The 24,764-nt window shown below is 74.6% G+C and carries 24 protein-coding genes; 16 read left to right on the top strand and 8 right to left on the bottom strand.

All coding sequences use genetic code 11. From position 1 onward, the window contains the following. Nucleotides 1-5: 5 nt before the first annotated feature. From FHX75_RS02735 to lon, 4 genes are all read left to right on the top strand, one after another. A complete protein-coding gene (locus FHX75_RS02735; protein ID WP_154936502.1) occupies nucleotides 6-875 on the top strand; it encodes a manganese catalase in 870 nt (289 codons plus the stop codon). Between the two features lie 66 nt (nucleotides 876-941). Then, nucleotides 942-2,210 (top strand): putative manganese transporter, encoded by a 1,269-nt coding sequence (locus tag FHX75_RS02740; RefSeq protein ID WP_154936503.1) that lies wholly within the window; start codon nucleotides 942-944, stop codon nucleotides 2,208-2,210. 58 nt (nucleotides 2,211-2,268) lie between these two features. After that, complete coding sequence (locus FHX75_RS02745) at nucleotides 2,269-2,511, top strand: hypothetical protein (protein ID WP_154936504.1); 243 nt, start codon at nucleotides 2,269-2,271, stop codon at nucleotides 2,509-2,511. A 38-nt stretch (nucleotides 2,512-2,549) separates the two neighbouring features. Then, entirely contained in the window at nucleotides 2,550-4,880 is a 2,331-nt protein-coding gene (lon, locus tag FHX75_RS02750) for an endopeptidase La (RefSeq protein WP_154936505.1), read from the top strand. Nucleotides 4,881-4,949: 69 nt separating this feature from the next. On the opposite strand, the gene FHX75_RS02755 is transcribed toward lon, so the two are convergent. Beyond that, complete coding sequence (locus FHX75_RS02755) at nucleotides 4,950-6,743, bottom strand: DEAD/DEAH box helicase (RefSeq protein WP_154936506.1); 1,794 nt, start codon at nucleotides 6,741-6,743, stop codon at nucleotides 4,950-4,952. 66 nt (nucleotides 6,744-6,809) lie between these two features. After that, nucleotides 6,810-7,646, bottom strand: coding sequence for a hypothetical protein (locus FHX75_RS02760; protein ID WP_246157560.1), 837 nt, complete (start codon nucleotides 7,644-7,646; stop codon nucleotides 6,810-6,812). A 133-nt stretch (nucleotides 7,647-7,779) separates the two neighbouring features. Here FHX75_RS02760 and FHX75_RS02765 point away from each other — a divergent pair, with 133 nt between their 5' ends. Further along, nucleotides 7,780-8,931 carry a sensor histidine kinase gene (locus tag FHX75_RS02765; protein WP_154936507.1) on the top strand — a complete coding sequence of 384 codons (1,152 nt, stop codon included), beginning with the start codon at nucleotides 7,780-7,782 and terminating at the stop codon, nucleotides 8,929-8,931. Next, nucleotides 8,928-9,533: a response regulator transcription factor gene (locus FHX75_RS02770; protein ID WP_154936508.1), complete on the top strand. Its 606-nt coding sequence runs from the start codon at nucleotides 8,928-8,930 to the stop codon at nucleotides 9,531-9,533. Before FHX75_RS02765 ends, FHX75_RS02770 begins: the two co-directional genes overlap by 4 nt. Here FHX75_RS02770 and FHX75_RS02775 read toward each other — a convergent pair. Beyond that, on the bottom strand, nucleotides 9,530-9,958 hold the full coding sequence (locus FHX75_RS02775) for a nucleoside deaminase (RefSeq protein WP_246157562.1): 429 nt from the start codon (nucleotides 9,956-9,958) through the stop codon (nucleotides 9,530-9,532). The genes FHX75_RS02770 and FHX75_RS02775 overlap by 4 nt on opposite strands. 54 nt (nucleotides 9,959-10,012) lie before the next feature. On the opposite strand from FHX75_RS02775, the gene FHX75_RS02780 reads away from it, so the two are divergent. From FHX75_RS02780 to FHX75_RS02825, 10 genes are all read left to right on the top strand, one after another. Next, nucleotides 10,013-10,540: a 2'-5' RNA ligase family protein gene (locus tag FHX75_RS02780; protein WP_154936509.1), complete on the top strand. Its 528-nt coding sequence runs from the start codon at nucleotides 10,013-10,015 to the stop codon at nucleotides 10,538-10,540. Between the two features lie 253 nt (nucleotides 10,541-10,793). Next, entirely contained in the window at nucleotides 10,794-11,444 is a 651-nt protein-coding gene (locus FHX75_RS02785) for a mycothiol-dependent nitroreductase Rv2466c family protein (protein ID WP_154936510.1), read from the top strand. 195 nt (nucleotides 11,445-11,639) lie between these two features. Further along, nucleotides 11,640-12,905 carry a beta-ketoacyl-[acyl-carrier-protein] synthase family protein gene (locus tag FHX75_RS02790; RefSeq protein ID WP_170285275.1) on the top strand — a complete coding sequence of 422 codons (1,266 nt, stop codon included), beginning with the start codon at nucleotides 11,640-11,642 and terminating at the stop codon, nucleotides 12,903-12,905. Further along, nucleotides 12,902-14,122, top strand: a complete 1,221-nt coding sequence (locus tag FHX75_RS02795) for a ketosynthase chain-length factor (protein ID WP_154936512.1) — start codon at nucleotides 12,902-12,904, stop codon at nucleotides 14,120-14,122. The genes FHX75_RS02790 and FHX75_RS02795 overlap by 4 nt, the downstream gene beginning before the upstream one ends. Nucleotides 14,123-14,163: 41 nt before the next feature. Next, nucleotides 14,164-14,421: an acyl carrier protein gene (locus tag FHX75_RS02800; RefSeq protein WP_154936513.1), complete on the top strand. Its 258-nt coding sequence runs from the start codon at nucleotides 14,164-14,166 to the stop codon at nucleotides 14,419-14,421. A gap of 20 nt (nucleotides 14,422-14,441) precedes the next feature. Next, nucleotides 14,442-15,413 (top strand): aromatase/cyclase, encoded by a 972-nt coding sequence (locus tag FHX75_RS02805; RefSeq protein WP_154936514.1) that lies wholly within the window; start codon nucleotides 14,442-14,444, stop codon nucleotides 15,411-15,413. Then, nucleotides 15,410-16,354: an MBL fold metallo-hydrolase gene (locus tag FHX75_RS02810; protein WP_246157563.1), complete on the top strand. Its 945-nt coding sequence runs from the start codon at nucleotides 15,410-15,412 to the stop codon at nucleotides 16,352-16,354. The genes FHX75_RS02805 and FHX75_RS02810 overlap by 4 nt, the downstream gene beginning before the upstream one ends. A gap of 47 nt (nucleotides 16,355-16,401) precedes the next feature. Beyond that, nucleotides 16,402-17,568, top strand: a complete 1,167-nt coding sequence (locus FHX75_RS02815) for a hypothetical protein (protein ID WP_154936515.1) — start codon at nucleotides 16,402-16,404, stop codon at nucleotides 17,566-17,568. Nucleotides 17,569-17,601: 33 nt separating this feature from the next. Then, the gene (locus tag FHX75_RS02820) at nucleotides 17,602-18,183 is read left to right on the top strand and encodes a flavin reductase family protein (RefSeq protein WP_154936516.1); all 582 of its coding nucleotides are present in this window, start codon (nucleotides 17,602-17,604) and stop codon (nucleotides 18,181-18,183) included. A gap of 38 nt (nucleotides 18,184-18,221) precedes the next feature. Further along, a complete protein-coding gene (locus tag FHX75_RS02825; RefSeq protein WP_154936517.1) occupies nucleotides 18,222-20,138 on the top strand; it encodes a flavin-containing monooxygenase in 1,917 nt (638 codons plus the stop codon). A gap of 41 nt (nucleotides 20,139-20,179) precedes the next feature. Here FHX75_RS02825 and FHX75_RS02830 read toward each other — a convergent pair whose 3' ends face one another. From FHX75_RS02830 to FHX75_RS02850, 5 genes are all read right to left on the bottom strand, one after another. Then, complete coding sequence (locus tag FHX75_RS02830; protein ID WP_154936518.1) at nucleotides 20,180-21,160, bottom strand: aldo/keto reductase; 981 nt, start codon at nucleotides 21,158-21,160, stop codon at nucleotides 20,180-20,182. A gap of 29 nt (nucleotides 21,161-21,189) precedes the next feature. Beyond that, a complete protein-coding gene (locus FHX75_RS02835) occupies nucleotides 21,190-22,221 on the bottom strand; it encodes a DUF6081 family protein (RefSeq protein WP_154936519.1) in 1,032 nt (343 codons plus the stop codon). Between the two features lie 85 nt (nucleotides 22,222-22,306). After that, entirely contained in the window at nucleotides 22,307-23,242 is a 936-nt protein-coding gene (locus FHX75_RS02840; RefSeq protein ID WP_154936520.1) for an alpha/beta hydrolase, read from the bottom strand. 86 nt (nucleotides 23,243-23,328) lie between these two features. Beyond that, nucleotides 23,329-24,261 carry an NADP-dependent oxidoreductase gene (locus FHX75_RS02845; protein WP_154936521.1) on the bottom strand — a complete coding sequence of 311 codons (933 nt, stop codon included), beginning with the start codon at nucleotides 24,259-24,261 and terminating at the stop codon, nucleotides 23,329-23,331. Then, the gene (locus FHX75_RS02850) at nucleotides 24,258-24,719 is read right to left on the bottom strand and encodes a lipocalin-like domain-containing protein (RefSeq protein ID WP_211364302.1); all 462 of its coding nucleotides are present in this window, start codon (nucleotides 24,717-24,719) and stop codon (nucleotides 24,258-24,260) included. The genes FHX75_RS02845 and FHX75_RS02850 overlap by 4 nt, the downstream gene beginning before the upstream one ends. Between the last annotated feature and the right edge of the window lie 45 nt (nucleotides 24,720-24,764).

The following is a 24,764-nucleotide window of genomic DNA, read 5'->3' on the forward strand; positions in this document are numbered from 1 at the left end:
AAATAATGTTCAGCCACATCAAGGACCTGCAGTTCGAGGCCAAGCCGGACGGCCCCGACGCCGCGTTCGCCCGCCGGCTCCAGGAGATCCTGGGCGGCAAGTGGGGCGAGATGACGGTCGCCAACCAGTACCTCTACCAGGGCTGGAACTGCCGGCTGCCCGGCAAGTACAAGGACCTGCTGTTGGACGTGGGCACCGAGGAGATGGGCCACGTCGAGATGATCGCCACGATGATCACGCGGCTGCTGGAGAACGCACCCCTGTCGTTGCAGGAGGCGGCCGACGACAACCCGATGGTCGGGGCGATCTACGGCGGGTCGAACCCGGCGCACTTCATCCACGGCGGCGGCGGGGCCCTGCCGACGGACAGCAACGGCGTGCCGTGGAACGCGGCCTTCATCACCGCCAGCGGCAACCTGATGGCCGACTTCCAGCTCAACGTCACCGCCGAGGCGCAGGGCCGGCTCCAGGTCTCCCGGCTGTTCCACATGACCGACGACCCGGGCGTCAAGCAGATGCTGCGCTTCCTGCTGGCCCGGGACACCATGCACCAGAACATGTGGATGGCGGCGATCGAGCAGCTCAAGGAGGACGGGCTGGAGGAGATGCCGGTCCCGGACGCCTTCCCCGACTCCACGGAGTTCACCGAGCAGTTCAGCTACACCTACCTGGACTTCTCGCCGGGCAACGACGCCGCCGAGGGGCGGTGGGCCTCCGGGCCGACGCCCGACGGCAAGGGCGAGTTCCGCTACGACCACAGCCCGCGCGCCCACGCCCCCGAGCCGGTGCTGGCTCCCGGCGACCCGCGCCTGTACGGCACCAACCCGGGCGTCGCCGGCGGCATGGTCACCAAGGTCAAGAGCAAGCTCACCTGAGGTCGCCGCGCCGGGCCGTCCCCGCGTGGACGGCCCGGCGGCACCCGTACGCGCAGGAGGTGCGCTGTGACCGAACTCGTCGTGCGTCCGTTGGCGGACGCCTTCATGCAGGTGGGTGTGTACGTCGCCGTCATGGTGGCGCTCTTCGGCTGGCTGCGCTGGCGGTACGGGGACCGGATCACCGACGGGCTGACCCGCCGACCCCGGCTCGGCCCGCTGGTCGGCGCGCTGCTCGGGGTCAGCCCCGGCTGCGGCGGCGCGATCGTGCTGATGCCGCTCTACGCCCGGGGCAAGGTCTCCTTCGGCACGGTGGTGGCCGCGCTGGCCGCCACCATGGGGGACTCGTCCTGGGTGGTGCTGGCCTGGAATCCGCTCTTCGCCCTCAAGATCCACACGTTGCTCTTCGCGGTGGGGCTGGTCACCGGGTACGTCGTCGACGCGCTCGGGATCGACCCGGCTCGCCGGCGCGCTCGCCCCGGCATCCCGGCCGTCGTCGGGGCCGTCGGGGCACCGACCACCCGTGCCGTCCCCGCCGTGGTCGGCCGCGCCGTGGTCGGCCGCGCCGTGCCGGCCGCGGCCACCGGCGCCGCCCCGGCCGCCCCGGTCGCTTCGGCCCTGGCCGGGCCGGTCGGCGCGGTTCCGACCCAGCCGGTCGGCCCGGGCGGCTCCGCCGGTCCGCGATCCCGCGGCACGGTCGCCGGGCGGACCGGGCTGCTCGACGGGCTGCGCCGGCCCGACCCGGCCACCGCGTTCTGGGGGCTGACCACACCGGCGTTCGCGGTGTCGGTGCCGGTGGTGTTCCAGATGGTCGACCCCACCGTGCTGACCCGCGCGCTCGGCGGGGTCGACCCGTACCTGGCGCTGGGGGTGCTCGGCACGCTGGTCGCGGTGCTGATCTTCGCCGCCGGGCGGGGTCGGCTGGCGGACGACAGCCTGGAGACGGCGTACCCGCAGTCGCTGCGCGAGACGTTGCGGCACAGCGCGCACGAGGCGTCCTTCGTCACCGTCTGGGTGGCGGTGGCGTACCTCGGCTGGCAGGTGATCACCACCGTCACCGGGTTCGACGGCTCGCAGTTGGCGCTGACCGGCCTGCTCGGCGTGCTCGTCGGCGCGGCCATCGGACTGATCCCCGGGTGTGCCGTCCAGATCGTCTTCACCGGCCTCTACGTCAGCGGTGGGCTGCCGCTGCCGACCCTGGTGGCGAACGCGATCAGCCAGGACGGGGACGCCCTGATCCCGCTCGCCGCACTACGCCGCCACTCGGCCGCGTTGGCCACCGTGATAACCACCATCCCCGCGGCGGCGGTCGGCGCCGCCCTGCTCGTCGTGCTCTGACCCGCCCGGTCGGGGCGGGCGTCGACCCGCTCCGACCAGGCGGACGAAGGAGGTCACCGTGTCACCCCGCTCCGTTCGCGCGGCCCGGCGCAAGCTCGCCGTCCTCGTCGGCCTGGCCGCCGTCGCGCTGCTGTTCGGACTGCCCGCCCCGACCGTCGTCGCGCTGGCGCTGACCGGCCTCGCCGTGCCGGTGGCCGTCGCCCTCGCCGGTGGGCGACCCCGCGACCTGCTCCCGTCCCGTCCCGCCCGGCGGGGTGGCCTGGGTCACACCCAGGAACAAGGGGAACGCTTTGTGACTTGAGCCTGACACGCTCAACTCAACGCGATAGCAGGTGTTCGATGGCAACTCTTCCGGTACTTCCGCTGACCGACGCCGTCCTGCTGCCCGGCATGGTCATCCCGGTGACCCTCGACCCGACCACCCAGGCCGCGGTCGACGCGGCCCGCGCCACCGGCGACAAGCAGCTTCTCGCCGTGCCCCGCATCGACGGCGAGTACGGCTCCGTCGGCACGATCGCCACCATCGAGAAGGTGGGCCGGCTGCCCGACGGCGAGCCCGCCGCCGTGATCCGCGGCCTCGCCCGGGCCCGGATCGGCTCCGGCGTGCCCGGACCCGGCGCCGCCCTCTGGGTCGAGGCGACCGAACTCGACGAACCCGCCCCGGCCGGCCGGGCCCGGGAACTCGCCCGCGAGTACCGCGCGCTGATGACCTCGGTCCTCCAGCAGCGCGGCGCCTGGCAGGTCATCGACGCCATGGAGCGGATGACCGACGTCTCCGAGCTGGCCGACGCGGCCGGCTACGCGCCCTGGCTCACCCTGGCGCAGAAGACCGAACTGCTCGCCGCGCCGGACGTCGTCGCCCGGCTGGAACTGCTCGTCGGCTGGGTCAAGGACCACCTGGCCGAGCAGGAGGTCACCGAGCGGATCAACAGCGACGTCCGCGAGGGGCTGGAGAAGTCCCAGCGGGAGTTCCTGCTCCGCCAGCAGCTCGCCGCCATCCGCAAGGAGCTGGGCGAGGACGAGCCCGACGGCTCCGCCGACTACCGGGCCCGGGTCGAGACCGCCGAGCTGCCCGAGAAGGTACGCGAGGCGGCGCTGCGCGAGGTCGGCAAGCTGGAGCGGGCCAGCGACGCCTCCCCGGAGGCGGGCTGGATCCGTACCTGGCTGGACACGGTGCTGGAGATGCCGTGGACCACGCGTACCCAGGACAACACCGACCTGGCCGCGGCCCGCGCCGTGCTCGACGCCGACCACGCCGGCCTGGCCGACGTGAAGGACCGCATCCTGGAGTACCTGGCGGTGCGCAACCGGCGGGCCGAGCGCAACCTCGGCGTGGTCGGCGGCCGCGGCTCCGGCGCGGTCCTCGCCCTCGCCGGCCCGCCCGGCGTCGGCAAGACCAGCCTCGGCGAGTCGATCGCCCGGGCGCTCGGGCGCAACTTCGTCCGGGTGTCGCTCGGCGGCGTCCGCGACGAGGCGGAGATCCGCGGTCACCGGCGCACCTACGTCGGCGCGCTGCCCGGCCGGATCGTCCGCGCGCTGCGGGAGGCCGGCTCGATGAACCCGGTCGTGCTCCTCGACGAGGTCGACAAGCTGGCCGCCGGCTACGCGGGCGACCCCGCCGCCGCGCTGCTGGAGGTGCTCGACCCGGCGCAGAACCACACCTTCCGGGACCACTACCTGGAGGTCGACCTCGACCTGTCCGACGTGCTCTTCCTGGCCACCGCCAACGTGGTGGAGACCATCCCCGGCCCGCTGCTGGACCGGATGGAGCTGGTCACCCTGGACGGCTACACCGAGGACGAGAAGGTGGCCATCGCCCGGGACCACCTGCTGCCCCGGCAGCGGGAGCGGGCCGGCCTGACCGCCGACGAGGTCACCGTGGCCGACGAGGCCCTCGCCCGGATCGCCGGGGAGCACACCCGGGAGGCCGGCGTGCGGCAGCTCGAACGCGCCCTGGCGAAGATCCTGCGCAAGGTCGCCGTCGAGCTGGCCACCGACCCGGCCCCGGTCCGGGTGGACACCGGCAACCTGGCCCGCTACCTGGGCCGGCCGAAGTTCACCCCGGAGTCGGCCGAGCGCACGGCGGTGCCCGGCGTGGCCACCGGCCTGGCGGTCACCGGCGCCGGCGGGGACGTGCTCTTCATCGAGGCGACCAGCATGGAGGGCGAGCCTGGGCTGACCCTCACCGGCCAGCTCGGCGACGTGATGAAGGAGTCCGCGCACATCGCCTGGTCGTACCTGCGCTCCAACGGGCGCCGGTACGGGCTGGACCCGAACGCCCTGGCCGGGCGGCGGATCCACCTGCACGTGCCGGCGGGCGCGGTGCCCAAGGACGGCCCCAGCGCCGGCATCACCATGGTCACCGCGCTGGCGTCCCTGGTGACCGGCCGGCCGGTGCGGCCCGAGTTCGGGATGACCGGCGAGGTGACCCTCTCCGGCCGGGTGCTGCCCATCGGCGGCGTGAAGCAGAAGCTGCTCGCCGCCCACCGGGCCGGCCTGACCGAGGTGATCATCCCGGCCCGCAACGAGCCGGACCTGGACGACCTGCCCACCGAGGTCCGCGAGGCGCTGACCGTGCACACCCTCGCCGACGTCGCCGACGTGCTCGCCCTGGCGCTGCGCCCGGCCGACGCCGACACCCTCACCGGTCCGGCGCTCGCCGCCGCCTGACCGGCGCCGCCCGAGGCGGCGGGACACGACGAGGCCCCCGGTCCGACCGACCGGGGGCCTCGGCGTACCTCAGTGCCGGTCGCGGCGGCGCTCACCGCCGAAGTCGCGGCGCTCGCGCCGGTCACCGCCGTCGAAGCGGCGCTCGCCGCCGCCCTCGCCGCCGTCACGATCCCGCCGTACGGTGGCCTTGCGGCCCTTGATGGTGCTGCCGCGCAGCCCCGCGATCACGTCGTCGGCGACGCCGACCGGGATCTCCACCAGCGAGAACCGGTCCGCGATCTCGATCGAGCCGATGTCCCGACCGTTCAGCCCGGTCTCCCCGGTGATCGCCCCCACCAGGTCCTGCGGCCGGACGCCGGCGCGCCGGCCCAGCCCGATGAAGACCTGCGTGGTGCCGCCGGTGCGCGGCCGGGCGCCGCCACGCCGCTCACCCCGGCCCCCGGTCTCCGGCCGACCCTCGCGCGGGGCCCGGACCGCGACCTGCGGGATCTCCTCCTCGTCCTCGCTGGTCGGGCCGGCCGCCTCGTGCGCCAGCTTCACCGCCGCCAGCGCGACCTCCATCAGGTCGAACTCGTCGCTGAGCGTCTCGACGATCACCCGGAACGGGTCCAGGTCGTCCTCGAGCAGCGACTCGCGCAGCGCGGCCTGGGTCAGCTCCAGCCGGCGGGTGCGCAGGTCAGCCACCGTCGGGATCTTGTCGATGCCGATCCGCTGACCGGTCACCCGCTCGATGGTCTTGAGCATCCGGTGCTCGCGCGGCTCGGCGAGGGTGATCGCCACGCCCTCCCGCCCGGCCCGGCCCACCCGGCCAATCCGGTGCACGTACGACTCCGGCGCCGACGGCACGTCGTAGTTGACCACGTGGGTGAGCTGCTCCACGTCCAGGCCCCGGGCGGCCACGTCCGTGGCGACCAGCAGGTCCGCCGTGCCCGCGCGCAGCCGGCCCATCACCCGGTCGCGCTGCTCCTGGCTCATCCCGCCGTGCAGCGCCTCGGCCCGGTAACCGCGACCGTTCATCGTCTCGGTGAGCCGGTCCACCTCCTCGCGGCTGCGACAGAAGACGATCGCCGCGGTGGGGGACTCCACGTCGAGCACCCGGCCCAGCGCGGCCGGCTTGTGCCCCCGGGCGACGATGTACGCGCTCTGCCGCACCCGGGGCGCCTCGCCGGCGACCTGCGGCTCCCGGCCGATCTGGATGCGTACCGGGTCGGTCAGGTGCTGGCGGGCCATCCCGTCGATCCGGGACGGCATGGTGGCCGAGAAGAGCACCGTCTGCCGCTGCGCCGGGGCGTGCTCCAGGATCGCCTCGATGTCCTCGGCGAAGCCCATGTCGAGCATCTCGTCCGCCTCGTCCAGCACCACCGTGGCCAGCTCACCCAGGCGCAGGGTGCCCCGGGCGATGTGGTCCAGGGCCCGGCCCGGGGTGGCCACCACCACGTCCACGCCGGCGTCCAGCGCCCGCAGCTGCCGGCCGATCGGCTGGCCGCCGTAGATCGGCAGCACCCGGGTGCCCAGGTCCTTGCCGTAGCGGTGGAACGCCTCCGACACCTGCACCGCCAGCTCCCGGGTGGGCACCAGCACCAGCGACACCGGGTCGCCGCCGCCGCGCCCGTCCGGCATCCGCTGCAACAGCGGCAGCGCGAACGCGGCCGTCTTGCCCGTGCCGGTCGCCGCCTGACCGAGCAGGTCCTGACCGGCCAGCAGCGGCGGGATCGCCTCCCGCTGGATCGGGGTCGGCTCCTCGTAGCCGAGGGCCGAGAGCGCGCCGAGCAGTTCGGCGCGCAGCCCGAGATCCGCGAAGGCGATCGCCTCGTCGGTGCTGTCAGGGTTGGTCGGGTCGGTCGGTGCGGGTGCGGAACTCATGGGCAAAGCTTTTCATCACCGGCCCCGGTCCGCTCCGGCGACCGGCACAACCGTCGTGCGGGCCACTCAGAGGATGCTCAGCACCACGGTGACCCCGACGACGGTGTCGAGGACGGCGCACCACTCGGCGTACCCGCGCGGCACCACCCGCCCGGCCCGGTGGTGCACGACGTCCCAGGCGGCGTGCCCGAGCCAGCCGGCGGCCACCAGCCAGCGCGCCGGGCCGTCGTCCGCGACCGCCGCGAGCCCGGCCAGCGCGGTCCAGCCGGCCAGGCCGGCGAGCTGCACCGGCAGCGTGCCGGGGGTGCGCCACTGCCGGCGGGCGGTGCCGATCAGCAGGTAGCCGGCTGGCAGCACGAGCAGCAGCACCGGCGGCGGCACCGTGGGGGAGACCCAGTTGTCGACCGTCATCAGCAGCGCCAGCCAGGTCGGCCAGCGGCGCACCAGCGCGGCGACCACCGGGTGCCGGGGCGCCGGCGCCGGGTGCTCGTGCCGGTGCCGCACCGCCACCAGCACCATCGCCGGGAGCATGAGCAGGTGCCCGCCGAGCATCAGCGCGTCCGCGCCGACCAGCCCGGCGGCGAAGGGCACCAGCAGCAGCAGGAACGGCAGGTACATGGCGGCGACCATCTCCGCGGTGGCCCGCGCCGGGTGGCCCCGGTGCCACATCCACGCGGCCATCCCGATCGACATGTCGGTGGCCATCACCAGGGCGGCGACCTCGGGCCGGGCCAGCGTGCCGGCGACGCCCAGCGCGGCGCCGGCCGTGCGCCAGAGCGGACCGAGCAGCAGCATTCCGACCACCATGGCGACGGTCATCTCGACCAGGTGCCGCAGCAGGCGGCGGCCGGGGCGGTCGGTGGGGGTCGGCGGGGACGAGGGTACGGCGAGCGTCTCGGACATGCCTCGACCCTGCCGCCGACCGGCGCCCGGCCGACAGGCGCGACCGGCACGGAAAACCCGTGCGGGGCGCACGGCCGGACCGTGACGTTCCGCAGGGGTGGCCGGGGCCGACCACGCCCTAGGATCGGCGGACATGACGGTCGGCGCGGCGGTGACGGACCGGCGACTGCGCCGGGCCCGCGTCGTGACCCTCGGGTCGCTGGCCACCAGCCTCTGGACCAGCCTGCTGCTGCCCGGGATCGGGCTCGCCCGCGAGCCCGACCCGGTCCGGCTGGCGTGCGGCGCGGTGGGCCTGGTCGCGTTCGCCCTCGCGCAGGGCGCGGTGCTGCACGCGGCGGTCACCCCCTGGCTGCACCAGCGGCGGCGCCGCCGCGCCGAGGTCGCGTTCGCCGTCGTGGCGGCGCTCAGCGTGCCGCTGGTCGGCCCGGTGGCGGCCGGGGCCTGGCCGACCTGGGCCTGGCTCGGCGCCTCGCTGATCGGCATGACGCCGCTGCTGCTGCGGCCGGTCGCCGCGCTGGCCGCCGCCGCGTCCACCGTGGCGGTCGCGCTGGGCGTGGCCGCCTGGACCGGCGGCGCGCTCGGCACCACGCTGCTCGTCACCGGCCTGGTCGGCGGCGGCACCGCCGCCGTCAACCGGGTGCAGGTCTGGTTCTGGGACCTGCTCGTCGAGGCCCGGCAGGGGCAGGCGGCCCGGGCCCGGCTCGCCGCCGCCGAGGAGCGGCTGCGCTTCGCCCGGGACGTGCACGACCTGCTCGGGCACGACCTGACGGTCATCGCGCTCAAGGCCGAACTGGCCGCCCGACTCGCCCCGGTCGACGCCGGCCGGGCCGGCCGGGAGGCCGCCGAGGTGCAGCGGCTCGCCGGTACGGCGCTGCACCGGGTCCGCGCGGCGGTGCACGGCTACCGGGCGGTCGACCTCGCCGAACAGCTCGCCGCGGTGGCCGAGGTGCTGCGCTCCTGCGGGGTGCGGTGCGACGTCGTGCCGCCGCCGGCCGACCTGCCGCCGGGCGCCGCCGCCGAGCTGGCCGCAGTGCTGCGCGAGGCGGGCACCAACGTGCTGCGGCACAGCCGGGCCGGTTGGTGCCGGATCGAGATCACCCGGGAGGGCGACGTGGCCACGATGACGGTGCGCAACGACGGGGTCGGCGCGGACGCCGGGCCGGACCGGCACAGCCACGGGCTGCGCGGCCTGACCGAGCGGCTGGCGGCGGTCGGTGGCGGGCTGCGTACCGACCGGGCGGACGGCGTCTTCACCCTCCGGGCGACCGTGCCGGTGACCGCGTGATCCGGGTCCTGCTCGCCGACGACGAGGAGCTGATCCGGCAGGCCCTCGCCGCCCTGCTCGGCCTGGAGGACGACCTCGAGGTGGTGGCGCAGGCCGCCGACGGGCGTACCGCGCTCGACGCGGCGCGGGCGCACCGGCCGGACGTCGCCGTGGTCGACCTGGAGATGCCGGCGCCGGGCGGAATCGCACTCGCGGCGGAACTGGGCCGCGCCCTGCCCTCGTGCGCGGTGGTGATCCTCACCGGGCACGGCCGCCCCGGCCACCTGCGGCAGGCGCTCACCGCCGGGGCCCGCGGCTTCCTGGCCAAGGGCGCCCCGGGCGGCGCGCTCGCCGACGTGATCCGCCGGGTCCACGCCGGCTCCCGGTACGTCGACCCGGCGCTGGCGGCCGACGCGCTCACCCTGCCGCCCTGCCCGCTGACCCCACGGGAGCTGGAGACGCTGCGGCTGGCCGAGTACGGCGCCCCGGTCGCGGTGATCGCCCGGCGTACCGGGCTGGCCGCCGGGACGGTCCGCAACCACCTGTCCGCGAGCGTGCAGAAGCTCGGCGCGGCGGACCGGGCCGAGGCGGTGCGGATCGCCCGCGAGGCCGGCTGGCTCTAGGCCGGCTCGACCGGTGCCCGCGCCTCGTCGAACAGCGCCGGCCCGGCGTACGCCACCGGCGGCGCCGCGTCCGCCGGTCGCAGCCCGGCCAGCTGCTCGGCGCTGAGCGCGTAGACCACCCGGCCCAGCCCGGAGCGTTCGATGGCGGTGGCGCACATCCCGCACGGCTGGCAGCTGGTGTACATGGTGGCGCGGCCCGCCTCGTCGGCGGCCAGCCGCCGGGCCGCCCAGCGGGCCAGCTTCAACTCCGGGTGGGCGGTGATGTCGTCGTCGGTCCGCTCGGTGTTGACCTCCTCAACCAGCACCCGCCCGTCGGCGGCGACCAGCAGCGACCCGAACGGGCCGTCCCCGGCCGCCCGGGCCGTGTCGGCCAGCTCGATCGCGCGGCGCAGGTGTCGTTCGTCGGTCTCGGTCAGCACGCTCATCCCGGCCGGGTTCCCCGCCGGGGCGGCCGTCACACGCCCACTAACCTGGCGGGCGTGCGTACCGTCGAACTGCTCTGCTCCCCGCCCCTGGAGCAGGCGGTGCGCGCCGCCTGGGACCGGCTCGCCGCCGCCGGGCTGCCCAGCCTGGCCCGCAACACCCACCCCAGCAACCGGCCGCACCTGACCCTGGCCTCGGTCGAGGCGTTCCCGCCCGGCGGCGCCGAACGCCTCGCCGACCTCTTCGACGCCGCGCTGCCCCAGCCGGTCCGCCTGGACCGGGTCGAGGTGCTCGACGGCAGCGCCCCGCTGGTCTGGCTGGTCCGCCCCACCCCCGAGCTGACCGCCCTGCACGCCGCGGTCTGGGACGTGCTCGCCGGCGCCGACGGGCAGAACCCGTGGCACGCCCCGGGGCGGTGGATCCCCCACCTGAGTCTCGCGCTGCGCTTCCGCGACAACGACCGGCGGCTGGCCCGGGCCCTGGCCTGCGTCGACCGGCCGGCGGGGGAGTTCGTGGCCGCCCGCAGCTACGACGGCGACACCCGGACGGTCAGCCCGCTGGGCAGGGGCTCGCCGGCAAACTGACGCCGGTCCGTGGCTGCCCCCGCGCTCCCGCCGGCCTGGACCCGCCGCGACCGGCGGGCAGCCCTCGGCCAGCGCGCGTACCCGCCCGGCGACGGCGCCGACGGCGGGCCGGGCCCGCGGTCGCCGATGACCGAGCGTGGTGATCGATGTCACCCGCCGTGCGGTCCGCGAGGGTCCGGCCCGATCGACCCGGCGGGGGAGGATCACCACAGGGACGGGCTGAAGGGCCCGCGACGGTGCAGGAAGGATCAGCATGAACGACCGCGGAACCGTGGACATGTGGTTCGACCCGGTCTGCCCCTGGGCGTGGGTGACCTCCCGCTGGCTGCTGGAGGTGGAGCGGGTCCGCCCGGTCGACGTCCGGTTCAACGTGATGAGCCTCGCGGTGCTCAACGAGGGCAACGACGATGTGCCCGAGCCGTACCGGGACCGACCCGACGAGTACTTCGAACTGCGCCGCCGCTCCTGGGGGCCGGTGCGGATCTGCGTCGCCGCCGCCCAGGCCCACGGACAGGGCGTGCTCCGCGACCTCTACACCGCCTTCGGCACCCGGATCCACCCGGGCGGGCAGCCGCTCGGCGACGCGCTCAACCGGGCGGCGCTGGCCGACGCCGGCCTCGACCCGGCCCTCGCCGCCGCGGCGGAGAGCACCACGCACGACGACGCGGTCCGGGCCAGCCACGACGCGGGGATGAAGCCGGTCGGCACGGACGTCGGCACCCCGGTCATCCACGCCCCGGGTCCGGTGGCCGGGGAGACCGTGGCGTTCTTCGGCCCGGTGGTCACGCCGGCGCCGCGCGGCGAGGCGGCCGGTCGCCTCTGGGACGGGGTGCTCCTCGTCGCCGGCACGTCCGGCTTCTACGAGCTCAAGCGCAGCCGCGACCTCGGCCCGTCCTTCGACTGACCGACCGGGTGGGGCGCCGGGCCGTCGCCGCCCGGCGCCCCGACCCCCATCGATCTTCAAGCCGACCTCAAGTACGCCCACGCACGCTGTCCCTCGTCATCGCGGCTGAACACGGACGCGGTAGTAGTCGACCGGCAGTGAGGGACGTACTGCGATGTTGAGTTCGAGGGCCTGCACGTGCCCGGACGGTGTCCGGTGACGCGGCGCGTCGTCATCACCGGGATAGGCGTACGCGCCCCCGGTGGCAACGGCACCAAGGAATTCTGGGACCTGTTGACCGCGGGCCGGACGGCGACCCGGCGGATCTCCTTCTTCGACCCGTCGCCGTACCGGTCCCAGGTCGCCGGGGAGGCCGACTTCGACCCGGCCCGGGAGGGGCTGACGCCCCGCGAGGTCCGGCGGATGGACCGGGCGTCGCAGTTCGCCGTGGTCTGCGCCCGGGAGGCGGTCGCCGACAGCGGCCTGGACTTCGGCGCGCTGGACCCGCACCGGGTCGGCGTGAGCCTGGGCAGCGCGGTCGCCGCGGCCACCAGCCTGGAGCGGGAGTACCTGGTGCTCTCCGACAGCGGACGGCGGTGGGAGGTCGACGCCGACTACGTCTCGCCGCACATGTTCGACTACCTGATCCCCAGCGTCATGCCGGCGGAGGTGGCCTGGACGGTGGCGGCCGAGGGGCCGGTGGCGATGGTCTCCAACGGCTGCACCTCCGGCCTGGACTCGGTGGGCCACGCCGTCCAGCTGATCCGTGAGGGCAGCGCGGACGTGATGCTGGCCGGCGCCTCGGACGCGCCGGTCACGCCGATCGTGGCGGCCTGCTTCGACGCCATCAAGGCCACCACCTCCCGCAACGACGACCCGGAGCACGCGTCCCGGCCCTTCGACGGCTCCCGCAACGGGTTCGTCCTCGCTGAGGGGTCGGCGATGTTCGTGCTCGAGGAGTACGCGAGCGCCCGCCGCCGCGGCGCGCACGTCTACGCCGAGGTCTCCGGGTACGCCACCCGGTGCAACGCGTACCACATGACGGGGCTCAAGGCCGACGGCCGGGAGATGGCCGAGGCGATCCGGGTGGCGCTGGACGAGTCGCGGCTGGACCCCACCGCGATCGACTACGTCAACGCGCACGGCTCGGGCACCCGGCAGAACGACCGGCACGAGACGGCTGCCTACAAGCGCAGCCTCGGCCAGCACGCGTACGCGGTGCCGGTCAGCTCGATCAAGTCGATGGTCGGGCACTCGCTCGGCGCCATCGGGTCCGTCGAGATCGCCGCCTCGCTCCTGGCGATCGAGCACGGTGTCGTACCGCCCACGGCCAACCTGCACGAGGCCGACCCGGAGTGCGACCTCGACTACGTGCCGCTGGTCGCCCGGGAGCAGGACGTCGACGCCGTGCTGACGGTCGGCAGCGGTTTCGGCGGTTTCCAGAGCGCGATGGTGCTGCGACGGCCGGAGGTGCGGGCATGACGGGCACGGTGGTGGTCACCGGCATGAGCGTGGCGACCCCGGTCGGGCTGGGGCTCGAAGGGTTCTGGGCCAACGTCCTCGCCGGCCGGAACGGGATCAGCCGGATCACCCGCTTCGACGTCTCCGCGTACCCGGCCGCGCTGGCCGGGCAGATCCTCGACTTCCGGCCGGAGGAGCACCTGCCGAGCCGGCTGCTGCCGCAGACCGACGTCTCCACCCGGCTCGCCCTGGCCACCGCCGACTGGGCGATCGCCGACGCGAAGGTCGACCCGGCCACGCTGACCGACTACGACATGGGCGTGGTCACCTCGAACGCCTCCGGCGGCTTCGAGTTCACCCACCGCGAGTTCCACAAGCTCTGGTCGCAGGGACCGCAGGCGGTCAGCGTCTACGAGTCGTTCGCCTGGTTCTACGCGGTGAACACCGGTCAGATCTCCATCCGCAACAGGATGCGCGGCCCGAGCAGCGCCCTGGTGGCCGAGCAGGCCGGTGGCCTCGACGCGGTGGGGCACGCGCGGCGGACCGTACGCCGCGGCACCTCGCTCGTGGTCACCGGCGGGGTGGACTCAGCGCTCGACCCGTGGGGTTGGACGTCTCAGGTGTCCAGCGGACGGGTCACCGCCGCCACCGATCCGGACCGGGCCTACCTGCCCTTCGACGGGCGGGCCGCCGGTTACGTTCCCGGCGAGGGCGGCGCGATCATGGTGCTGGAGGACCTCGCGGCGGCGCGCGAACGCGGCGTGCCGCAGCGGTACGGGGAGATCGCCGGCTACGCCTCCACCTTCGACCCGCCCCCCGGGTCGCCGCGCCCGCCCGCCCTGCGCCGGGCCGCCGAGCTCGCCCTCGCCGACGCGGGGATCGCCCCGGATGCCGTCGACGTCGTGTTCGCCGACGCCGCGGGCGTGCCCGAGCTGGACCGGGTGGAGGCCGAGGCGATCAGCGCTCTGTTCGGCCCGCGCGGCGTGCCGGTGACCGCGCCCAAGGCGATGTTCGGCCGGCTCTACGCCGGGGGTGGCCCCACCGACCTGGTCGCCGCCCTGCTCGCCATCCGTGACGGGGTGATCCCGCCGACCACCGGCACCGGCCAGGTGCCCGAGCGGTACGCCCTCGACCTGGTCCTGGACCAGCCCCGACCGGCCCCGGTATCCACCGCCCTCGTGCTCGCCCGGGGCCGGTGGGGGTTCAACTCCGCCGTCGTCGTCCGCGCCGCCGGATGACCGGCCCGCTTTCGCACACCCCGACCACAAAGGAGCCATCCATGAGCACGATGACCATCGACGACGTGCGCCGCATCCTCGTCGCCTGCGCCGGCGAGACGGACGCGGCGGCCTTCGACGGCGACATCGACAGCGTCGAATTCGAGGAGCTGGGGTACGACTCGCTGGCGCTGATGGAGACCGCCGCGCGGATCGAGCAGGAGTACGGGGTGCGCATCCCCGACGAGCGGGTCGCCGACCTGCGTACCCCCCGCGAGCTGGTCGACCTCGTCAACGGCGCCGCGGCCCGGACGTCATGACCCCGGCCGTCGGAGAGCCGATGAGCCCGTCCCGGCCGCACCAGACCGTCCACACCCACGTCGTGGCCGCGCCCCCGGAGGTGGTCTACGAGCTGGTCGCCGACGTACGCCGGTGGCCCGTGATCTTCGAGCCGACCGTGCACGTACGGCACCTGGAGCGCACCTCGGGCGCCGAACGGTTCGAGCTCTGGGCGCAGGTCAACGGCCGGGTGAACACCTGGGCGTCCCGGCGCGACCTCGATCCGGCCGGCCTGCGGGTCACCTTCCGGCAGGAGCGCAGCCAGGCACCGTTGACCTCGATGGGCGGCGACTGGACGTTCCGGCCGGTAGGCGGCGGGCGGACCGAGGTCGTGCTGACCCACCGGTTCACCGTCGACGGCGGCGAGGAGCAGCTGGCGTGGATGAACCAGGCGCTGGACACCAACAGCGCCCGGGAACTGGCCGCGCTGGCCCGCGTCGCCGAACTCGGGCACCCGGTGGACGACCTGGTCTTCTCCTTCACCGACCGGGTCGTGCTGCCCGGTGTCAGCGCCGCCGACGTGTACGCCTTCGTGCGGCGCAGCGACCTGTGGCCGCAGCGGCTGCCGCACGTCGGCCGGGTGTCGCTGAGCGAACCGCAGCCGGACGTGCAGGACATGGAGATGGACACGGTGACCGCCGAGGGCCGGTCGCACACCACCCGCTCGATCCGGCTCTGCCTGCCCGGGCAGATCGTCTACAAGCAGGTCGTCCCGCCGGGAATGCTCCTCGGGCACGCCGGGTCGTGGGAGTTCGCCGACGGTCCGGGCGGCGCGGAGGTCCACGCCCGACACAGCGTGGCGGTCGACCCGGAGGCGATCGACGCCGTCCTCGGCGCCGGCAGCACCCCGGCGGACGCCCGCCGCCACCTGCGGGACGTGCTCGGCCGCAACAGCCGGGCCACGCTCGAGCACGCCGGCCGGTACGCGCGGGAGCAGCCGGCCCCGCACACCGGGGCGGGTGTGTCCCGGTGAGCGTCCCCTCGGTGGTCCCCGCCGCCGCGACCGGTGACGCGGACGGCGCGCTGACCGAGGTGGCCGACGGCGTCTTCGCGTACACCCAGCTGCCCGGCGGCTGGTGCGTCAGCAACGCCGGCGTCGTCGTCGGGTCCGACGGTGTCCTGGTGATCGACACCCTGGCCACCGAGCGACGCGCCCGGCGCCTCCGGGCGGCCGTCGACGGGATCGGTGGGGGACCCGGACGCCTGGTGGTCAACACCCACCATCACGGCGACCACAACTTCGGCAACCACGTCTTCGGCCCGGGCGCCACCGTCGTCGCGCACGAACTGGCCCGTACCGAGATGGCCGACACCGGGCTCGCCCTGACCGGCCTCTGGCCCGACGTCGACTGGGGCGACGTGCGGGTCACCCTGCCCGGGGTGACGTTCGCCGACCGGCTCACCGTGCACGTCGGTGACCGGCGCGCCGAGCTGGTCCACGTCGGGCCGGCGCACACCACCAACGACGTGGTGGTGTGGCTGCCCGACGAGCGCGTCCTGTTCGCCGGGGACGTGGTCCTCTCCGGGGCCGCCCCGTTCAACCTCATGGGCTCGGTCTCCGGGGCGCTCACCGCACTCGAACGGCTCCGGAAGCTGGAGCCGCGCACCGTGGTCTGCGGACACGGGCCCGTGACGGGGCCGCAGGCCATCGAGGACAACATCGCCTACCTGCGCTGGGTCCGGGACCTGGCCGCGACGGCACACGCGGAGGGCCTCACCCCGTTGGCGGCCGCGCGGTCGGCGGACCTCGCGCCGTTCGCGCACCTGCTCGACGGCGAGCGCATCGTGGGCAACCTGCACCGCGCGTACGCCGAGATCGCCGGTGGCCCGCCGGGCCGGCCGCTGGACGTCGTCGCGATCTTCGGCGAGATGGTCGCCTACAACGACGGCCGGTTGCCGACCTGCCGGGCCTGACCCGGCGCCCACGCCACCCCGCACCCCTCACGTTAGGAACGGTCGCTGTGTCCATCACAACCGCACCGCGCGCCCGCCGGGTGTTCGCGGCAGCCGCAGCCGTCGCCGGTCTGCTCACCCTCGCCGCCCAACTGCCGGACGGCGGATCGTCCCCCGCCCCCGCAGCGGCGCCCGCCCGCGCCGACCACCACCACGCCGTCGGGGAGCCGGCCCGGACGACGGTCGCCCCGCCACCGCTGGACCCGCGGACCGTGCCGGTCGCGTTCGTCGCCGGCCCGCAGCGGTCCGGCGCGAAGGGAGACGCTCCGCTGGACGTCTGCCTGGTCCTCGGGCGACCGGAGAAGGAACGGACGGTGAAGCTGCCGCCCGCCGCGGCCGAGCGCCTCTACCGTGCCACCCGCTCCTACCCTGGTCCGTGCGCCGACTACGGGCCGCCGAAGCGGCTCGGCGACGGGACGGTGCGGATCTACTCCCAGCTCGCCGGTGACCGGCCGGTGAGCCTCGGCTTCGTCCTCGACCGTCGGGCGCTCGGCGGCCTGCCGACCGAGCCGACCGACGGCGCGCACTGCTACGACGTCGACGGCGACGGTACGACCGACCCGGCCACCGAGTGCGTCCACGAGCACGAGTACCTGCTCGACCTGCCGCAGCGCTTCCGGGACGTGGTCGGCGGTCCGTTCCAGTGGGCCATGCTGAACTGGGACCCGCGTGGGCACGCCCCGGCCGAGATCTACGGCGTCCCCCACTTCGACCTGCACTTCTACCTCCAGGACCGGGCGGAGACGGCGGCCATCGGCACCGGCCCGTGCGGCGGCGGCAACCTGGTCGACTGCGCGGACTACGCCGAGGCGCGGCTGCCCGTGCCGGCCCGCTACCTGCCCGCCGACTACCTCGACATCGACGCCGTGGTGCCGGGCATGGGCAACCATCTCGGTGACCCCACGGCCCCCGAGTTCAACGGCCAGCCGTTCACCCACACCTTCATGTACGGCGCCTACGGCGGCGACATCACCTTCTACGAGCCGATGATCACGAGGGCTTGGCTGGCGGACCTCGCCGCCGGGCGGGTGGAACCGTCCTGCCGGCCGCTCAAGCTCCCCGCGGCCTGGAAGGAGGCCGGCTGGTACCCGACCAGCTACTGCATGTCGTACCGGGCCAACCGGCAGGAGATCACCGTCTCGCTGACCGACTTCGTGTCGCGGCCCGCCTCCTGACCCCTCCACCCTGCGGACGACCGGGAGATTCCGATGCGCTCAACTGATTCCACCATCAGCGACAACGGAGTCCGCCCGGTCGATCCGGCGGCCTACCGGGAGGCGATGGCGCGCTTCCCGACCGGCGTGGCGATCGTGACCACGCACGACGAGGACGGCACCCCGTACGGCTTCACGGCGAGCTCGTTCTGCTCGGTGTCCCTCGATCCGCCCCTGGTGCTGGTCTGCCTGGACCGGTCCGCCAACTCGTACCCCGTCTTCCAGCGCAGCCGCCACTTCGCGGTGAGCTTCCTGCGTTCCCACCACGTCGACCTGGCCAAGCGGTTCGCCAGCAAGAGCCCGGACAAGTTCGGCGCCGGCGGCTTCGTCCGCACCGCCGGCGGGGCGAGGGTGCTGCGCGAGGCGCTCGCCGCCGTCGAGTGCGTCATCGACAGCCGCCACGTGGCCGGGGACCACGTGATCCTGGTCGGCGGTGTCCGGCGGGTCGTCCTGCCCGACGAGGGGTCGCCGGTCGTCTACTTCGACCGCGGCTTCCGCGCGCTCTGCGACGGCGAGTGCCCCCACCCGGCGGAGCCCGGCGCCGGCCGTCCGGCCGACGGGGCGAGCCGGCCCTGACCTCATCCGCTCCCAACTTCTTCCGGAAGGCGCCTGCCATGACGTTCACCTCGGCGATCAAACCCGTCACCGTCGACGACGAGACGTTGCGGGCCCACCTGCGCGACGGGGAGGCGCCCGCGCTGCTGATGACCGTGGCCCACCTGACCGGCGACCTGTCCGTGCTCCGCGACGACCTGCGCCCCAACGGCTGGCTCTTCCTGCCGCAGGGCGGGCTCTCCGCCGAGCAGCAGGCGCATGCCCGGGAGCTGGCGTTCGCGGCGTTGCGCCGCCTGCGCGACGGCGCGCCCGTGCCGCCGCTCGACCCGGCCGCCCTGCGGCACATCACCAGCTGGGCGATGGGCCGGGACACCAGCGACCTGCTTCCCCTGCTCGCCCAGGAGGTCGTCCTGCCCGGGGAGGACCCGAAGGCGCCGCGATGGCACGGCGACGAGCTGGCACCCGGGCACGACGTCGAGGTCGCCGTCGTCGGCGCCGGCATGAGCGGCCTGCTCGCCGCGTACCGGCTCAGCCAGGTCGGGGTGCCGGTCACCGTCTACGAGAAGAACAGCGACGTCGGCGGCACCTGGTTCGAGAACCACTACCCGGGCTGCCGGGTCGACGTGCCGAGCCATCTCTACAGCTACTCCTTCGCGCCCCGGCTCGACTGGACGGACCACTTCGCCAGCCACGAGGCGGTGCTGGACTACTTCCGGGACTTCGCGAAGCAGACCGGGGTGCACGAGCGCATCCGGTTCGACACCGAGGTGCGCGGCGCCGAGTGGGACGAGGCGACCGGCCGCTGGCGGCTCCACCTCGACACCCCCGACGGTCCGCGTACCACCGAATGCGCCGTGCTGGTCACCGCGGTGGGGCAACTGAACCGGCCGAACGTGCCCGACCTTCCGGGGCGGACCGACTTCACCGGCCCGGCCTTCCACTCCGCGCGCTGGGACCACTCGGTGGACCTCACCGGTCAGCGGGTCGGGGTGATCGGCACCGGCGCCAGCGCCTTCCAGTTCATCCCCGAGGTGGCCGCGCAGGCCCGGGAACTGGTCGTCTTCCAGCGCAACGCGCCATGGTTGCGGCCCACGCCGCACTACCACCACGCGGTGCCCGAAGGCGCCCGCTGGCTCTACGAGCACCTGCCGTACTACGCCGCCTGGCAACGGTTCTGGCTGCTGGCGCCGGGGTTGCACGGGGTGCTGGAGGGGTGGGTCGTCGACCCGGACTACCCGCCCACCGAGCGGGCGATCTCCGCGGTCAACGAGGAGTTGCGGGCCACCCTGGCGACGTACCTGGAGGGCCAGCTCGCCGACCGGCCGGACCTGCGCGACCGGGTGATCCCGCGCTACCCCGTCGGCGCGAAGCGGGTGCTGCGGGACAACGGCGCCTGGCTGTCGACGCTCAAGCAGGACCACGTGCGCCTGGCCACCGACCCGATCGAGCGGCTGACGCCGCGGGGCGTCCGCACGGCGGACGGCACGGAGCACTCCGTCGACGTCCTCATCTACGGCACCGGCTTCCAGGCGTCGCAGTTCCTCGCCCCGATGCGGGTCACCGGCCGGAACGGTCGGGACCTGCACGAGACGTGGAACGGCGACGCCCGGGCCTACCTCGGTCTGACCGTGCCCGGGTTTCCCAACCTGTTCAGCCTGTACGGGCCGAACACCAACCTGTCGGGGCAGGGCGGCAGCATCATCTACTTCTCCGAGTGCGGCGTGACCTACCTGGTGGACGCGGTCCGTCAGCTGCTCGCCGGCGGACACCGCGCCGTGGAGGTCCGGCCGGAGGTCTTCGAGCGGCACAACGCCTGGGTCGACGAGGCCAACGCGCTGCGGGCCTGGGGCTGGTCGAAGGTGAGCAGCTGGTTCGTCAACCGGGCCGGGCGCTCTGCCCAGAACTGGCCCTTCCCGGCCCAGGAGTACTGGCGTCGCACCCGCCGGTTCGACCCGTCGGAGTACCTGATCCGCTGACCGCCCCGCGCGGCGGCGGCCGGTCGGCCGCCGCCGCGGGGTCAGCGGTGACCGACCGGCGGGCGGGACGGGTAACGCTCGCCGGCGGCGGCGCCGGGCGGGGTCGACGCGTCGATCGCGGCGAGGTCGGCGGGGGAGAGCCGGACGTCCAGGGCGGCGACGTTCTCCTCCAGGTACCGGCGGCGCTTGGTGCCCGGGATCGGCACGACGTCCGGCCCCTGCGCCAGCACCCAGGCCAGCGCGAGCTGACCCGGGGTCACCTCCCGCTCGGCGGCCAGCTTTCGCACCCGAGCCACCAGGGCGAGGTTGTGGTCGAGGTTGTCGCCCTGGAAGCGCGGGGTCCCGCGCCGGTAGTCGTCCTGCTCGAGCTGGTCGAGGCTCGCGATCGACCCGGTCAGCATTCCCCGGCCCAGCGGGCTGTACGCGACCAGACCGATGTTCAACTCCCGCAGTGTCGGCAGCAGGTCCGCCTCCGGCTCCCGGCTGAACAGCGAGTACTCGTACTGGCCCGCGGTGACGGGGTGCACGGCGTGGGCGCGGCGCACCACGTCGGCCGGCGCCTCCGAGATTCCGAGGTGCCGCACCTTGCCCGCCGCCACCAGCTCGGCCAGCGCCCCCCAGGTCTCCTCGACCGGCACCGTCGGGTCCACCCGGTGCTGGTAGTAGAGGTCGATGTGGTCGACCCCCAGCCGGCGCAGCGACGCGTCGCAGGCCCGCCGCACGTACTCCGGGCGGCTGTTCAGGCCGAAGTAGCCGTCGTCCGGGCGGCGCTCCACCCCGAACTTGGTGGCCACCACCACCTCGCCCCGGCGCCCGGCGATGGCCTTCCCGAGCAACTCCTCGTTGGTGAACGGTCCGTACATGTCGGAGGTGTCCAGCATGGTCACGCCGAGGTCCAGGGCCCGGCGGATGGTGGCGACCGACTCGGCGTCGTCGCGGCCGCCGTAGAACTCGCTCATGCCCATGCAGCCGAGGCCGAGCGCGGAGGTGACGAGGCGTTCGCCGAGCGTCCTGCTCTGCATCAGGGTCTTCCCTTCGGTTCCGGTGACCGTCACGGTCGTGACGGCTGGCTGGAGATCACGTAGCGGCGCAGCCGCAGTTCGGCGCCCTGGCCGAACAGCCGGCTGCCGGGCCGGCTGCTCCCGTCGACGAAGGCCTGCGGACGCGGCGCGCCGACGATCGGGTCGAAGTAGTGGGCGTCCGCGGTGGTGAGTCGGACCAGTCCGCTGGCGCTGCGGCCCGGGAGCGCGCCGTCGAGGATGGTGAACATGCCCATCCCGCCGGCGAGCTGCCGGGGGGCGACGGTCGTCGGTTCGCCGCCGTGGTCGAGCATCAGGTGCTCGCGGGATGGCAGGGGATGGCCGATGCGGTCCACGGAGAAGACCTCCTCCCCGTCGAGGAACCAGCGCACCGTGCCGGCCGCCCGGTCGTAGGAGATCACCGCGTGGTGCTCGTCGTCGACGGTCCGGTCGGCCACCGGCACGGTGTGCAGGAAGGCGGCGTAGTCGCCGAGCTGACCGCGCGCGTGCGGCAGCCGCTCGTAGAACACGTACACCCGCTTGTTGGTGAGGAAGAAGTCGAAGACCATCGCGGTCTCGTGGTCGAGGACCGGCATCGCGACGGAGGCCAGCCGCAGGTCGTCCTCGGGGTCCGTGACCTGGTCACCGAAGGGGTGGCCGGACGTGCCGTAGGTGCGCCCCGAGAGCCACGTCTCGAACGACAGCACCCGCCCCGGTACGGCGTCGAAGCCCTGCACGCCCGTACCGGCCAGGTGCTGCGGGTAGGCCAGCCACTTGACATGGTCCAGCGCGCCGGGCACCACCGGCCCGTGCTGCGCCTCCTGTCCGAGGGTGCGGACGAAGGCCGGCTCCGCGGTGGTCGGGTGCACGCCGGAGGAAATCGCCCGCAGGCCGTCGGCGGAGGTGGTGACCTCCGCGTCGTCGCCGATGTGCGGGCCGAAACCGTAGAGGCTCCACCGGGCGTCCGGCCCGGTGCAGTGGAACCCGTCCCGGAAGTCGTCCCAGACGATCCGGTACGGCTCCTCGCCGACGGTCTGGACGCCGGCGTTGGACACGGTGGTCACGGATGTGCTCCTAACCCCGGTCGGCGCGCGACCGGTGGGACCGAGGGAGGGGTGGAGGCCGGGACGACCGACAGGGGCGTCGCGGTCAGGCGGCCAGGCCCGCACGAAGGGCGGCCACCTGGTCGGCGAGAATCCGCCGGGAGACGGCCGCCTCGGCGACCGCGATCGAGGCGTGGAAGGTGCCGGGGTAGTAACGCAGCTCCGTGCGGACCCCCGCCTGGATGAGCCGGTGCGCGTAGTCGATCGTCTCGTCGCGCAGCGGGTCGAACTCGCAGGCCACCACGAAGGCCGGGGGAAGTCCGGACAGGTCGGTGGCGCGGGCGGGCGCGGCGAGCGCCGGCACGTCGGCGGCGCCGGCCCGCCCCCGAAGGTAGTGACCCCAGCTCACCAGGGCGTTGGCCCGGTCCCACATCGGGGTGTCGGTGAAGGCCCGCGCCGACACGGTGTCGAGCCGGTCGTCCAGGGCGGGGAAGAGCAGGCACTGGTGCCGCAGGGCCGGGCTGCCACGGTCGCGTACGGCCAGGCAGAGCGCGGCGGCGAGGCCGCCGCCGGCGCTTTCCCCGCCGACGCCGATCCGGTCGGCGTCGACACCCAGCTCGGTGGCCTCCTTGGCCACCCATTCCAGTACCGCGTGACAGTCGTCCAGCGCGGCCGGGAACGGGTGTTCCGGGGCCAGCCGGTAGTCGACCGAGACGACGAGCGCCCCCACCTGGTCGGCGATCCGGACACAGGTGTGGTGCACGCCGTCCACGCCACCGATGACGAAGCCGCCCCAGTGCAGGTAGAGCAGCGCCGGGACCGGCCCGGCGACGGCGGGGCGGTAGAGCCGTACGGGCACGTCGGGGGCGTCCGGTGGACCTGGTGCCCGGGTGTCGGTGACCCGCACCGGCGCCGCCGACAGGTACGGCTGCTGGTGGGCCGCGATGGCGCGGGCGGCCGCCCGCGCCGTCCCGAGGTCGGCGTAGTCGACTCTCGGCAACCGGCTGGCCGGCTCGGTCAGCTCGGGATCGAAGGCGTACACGTCATACCGCCTCTCGGGTCGGTTCCGGAAGTGCCGTCCACCGGCACCCGGGTGGGGCCGGTGGACGGCGTGGGGAGCGGGGTCGCTCAGAAGGTGACGACGACCTTGCCCCGGGTGTGCTTGCCGACGAAGTCGGCCACCGCCTGCTGCGCCTCGGTGAACGGGTACGTCGCGCCGATTTCCACCGCGAGCCCGCCGTCGGCCGCCCGGTCGACGAGGCGCTGCAGCAGCCCCTCGCTCGCCTCGATGTGCGCGTAGGCGGCCGTGACGTCCCGCTCGAAGGCGGGCGGGCCGCCGGCCGGCGAGACCAGGCGCCCGCCCGGCCGGACCGCCGCCGCCGTGGCGGCGAGCCCCGGCCCGGCGTTGATCAGGTCGACCACGACGTCCACCCCGCCGGGCTGCGCCCGGAGGGTCTCCTCCACGGTGTCCGCGGCGGTGTAGTCGATCGCCTCCGCGGCGCCGAGACCGCGGACGTAGTCGACCTCGTCCGGCTGGGCGGTGGCCAGCACCCGGACGCCGGCCTGCGCGGCGAGCTGCACGACGAACGAACCCACCCCGCCGGTGGCGCCGACGACGAGCATCGTGGAATCCGGTGCCGGATCGGCCAGTTCGACGATGTTCGCCGCGGTCATCGCGGCGACCGGCAGCGCCGCGGCGGCGACCGGGCTCAGCGCCTGCGGTCGGGCCACCACCTCGGGCCCGTCCAGCGCCAACGCGTACTCCGCGACGGCGCCGCCGACCGGGTGGGTGAAGGCGATCACCTCGTCGCCGGGGCGGAAACGGGTCACCCCGTCGCCGACCGCCTCGACGGTGCCGGCCGCGTCCAGGCCGAGCACGAAAGGGTGCCGGACCGGCATGATGTCCTTCATGACGCCGGTGGCGAGCTTGACGTCGAGGGGGTTGAGCGCCGCCGCCCGCAACCGGATCAGGATCTGGCCCGGTGCGGGGTCGGGCTTCGGCAGTTCGGCGACCACGAGCTGGTCGACGGGTCCGTAGGACTGTGCGATGAGGGCCTTCATGTCGATCGGCTTCCTTCCGAGGTGCCGGTGGCACCGGTGGTTGTCGCCCGCACCGGCGGGGCGGGCGGGTGCGGCGGCGCGGCGCGCCGCCAGGTGAGTACGCGTCGCTGCGCGCGTCCCGAGATCAGCGACGTGCCGTGCAGGACGAGCAGGTCGCCCTCCAGGGCCGCCTCGCGGACGAGTTCGGTGCCGACCAGGTGCGGGTGGGCGCTGACCAGGACGGTGTGGCGGATCTCGTCGCCCACCAGCCGCCAGCTGCCGGCGTACCCCATGAACGTCTCGTCCCGCCCGGGCACCCCGGACGGGGGACCGGCGGGGCGACGGTCGGTGCGCATCATGCTGACCGACATGTGCCCGTCAGCGGTGTAGACGAGGACGCCGGTCGGCGCCGCGCCCAGCGGGCCCGGCGACCGGCGGCCCTCGTCGTCCAGGTCGAAGTAGGAGACGAGATGCCACACGCCCGCCAACCTCCCCACCGGGACCGGCGTCGCGGGCCGGGAGGC

Origin of the sequence: Micromonospora palomenae (assembly GCF_007829925.1) — a bacterium.
Classification (GTDB): Bacteria; Actinomycetota; Actinomycetes; order Mycobacteriales; family Micromonosporaceae; genus Micromonospora; species Micromonospora purpureochromogenes.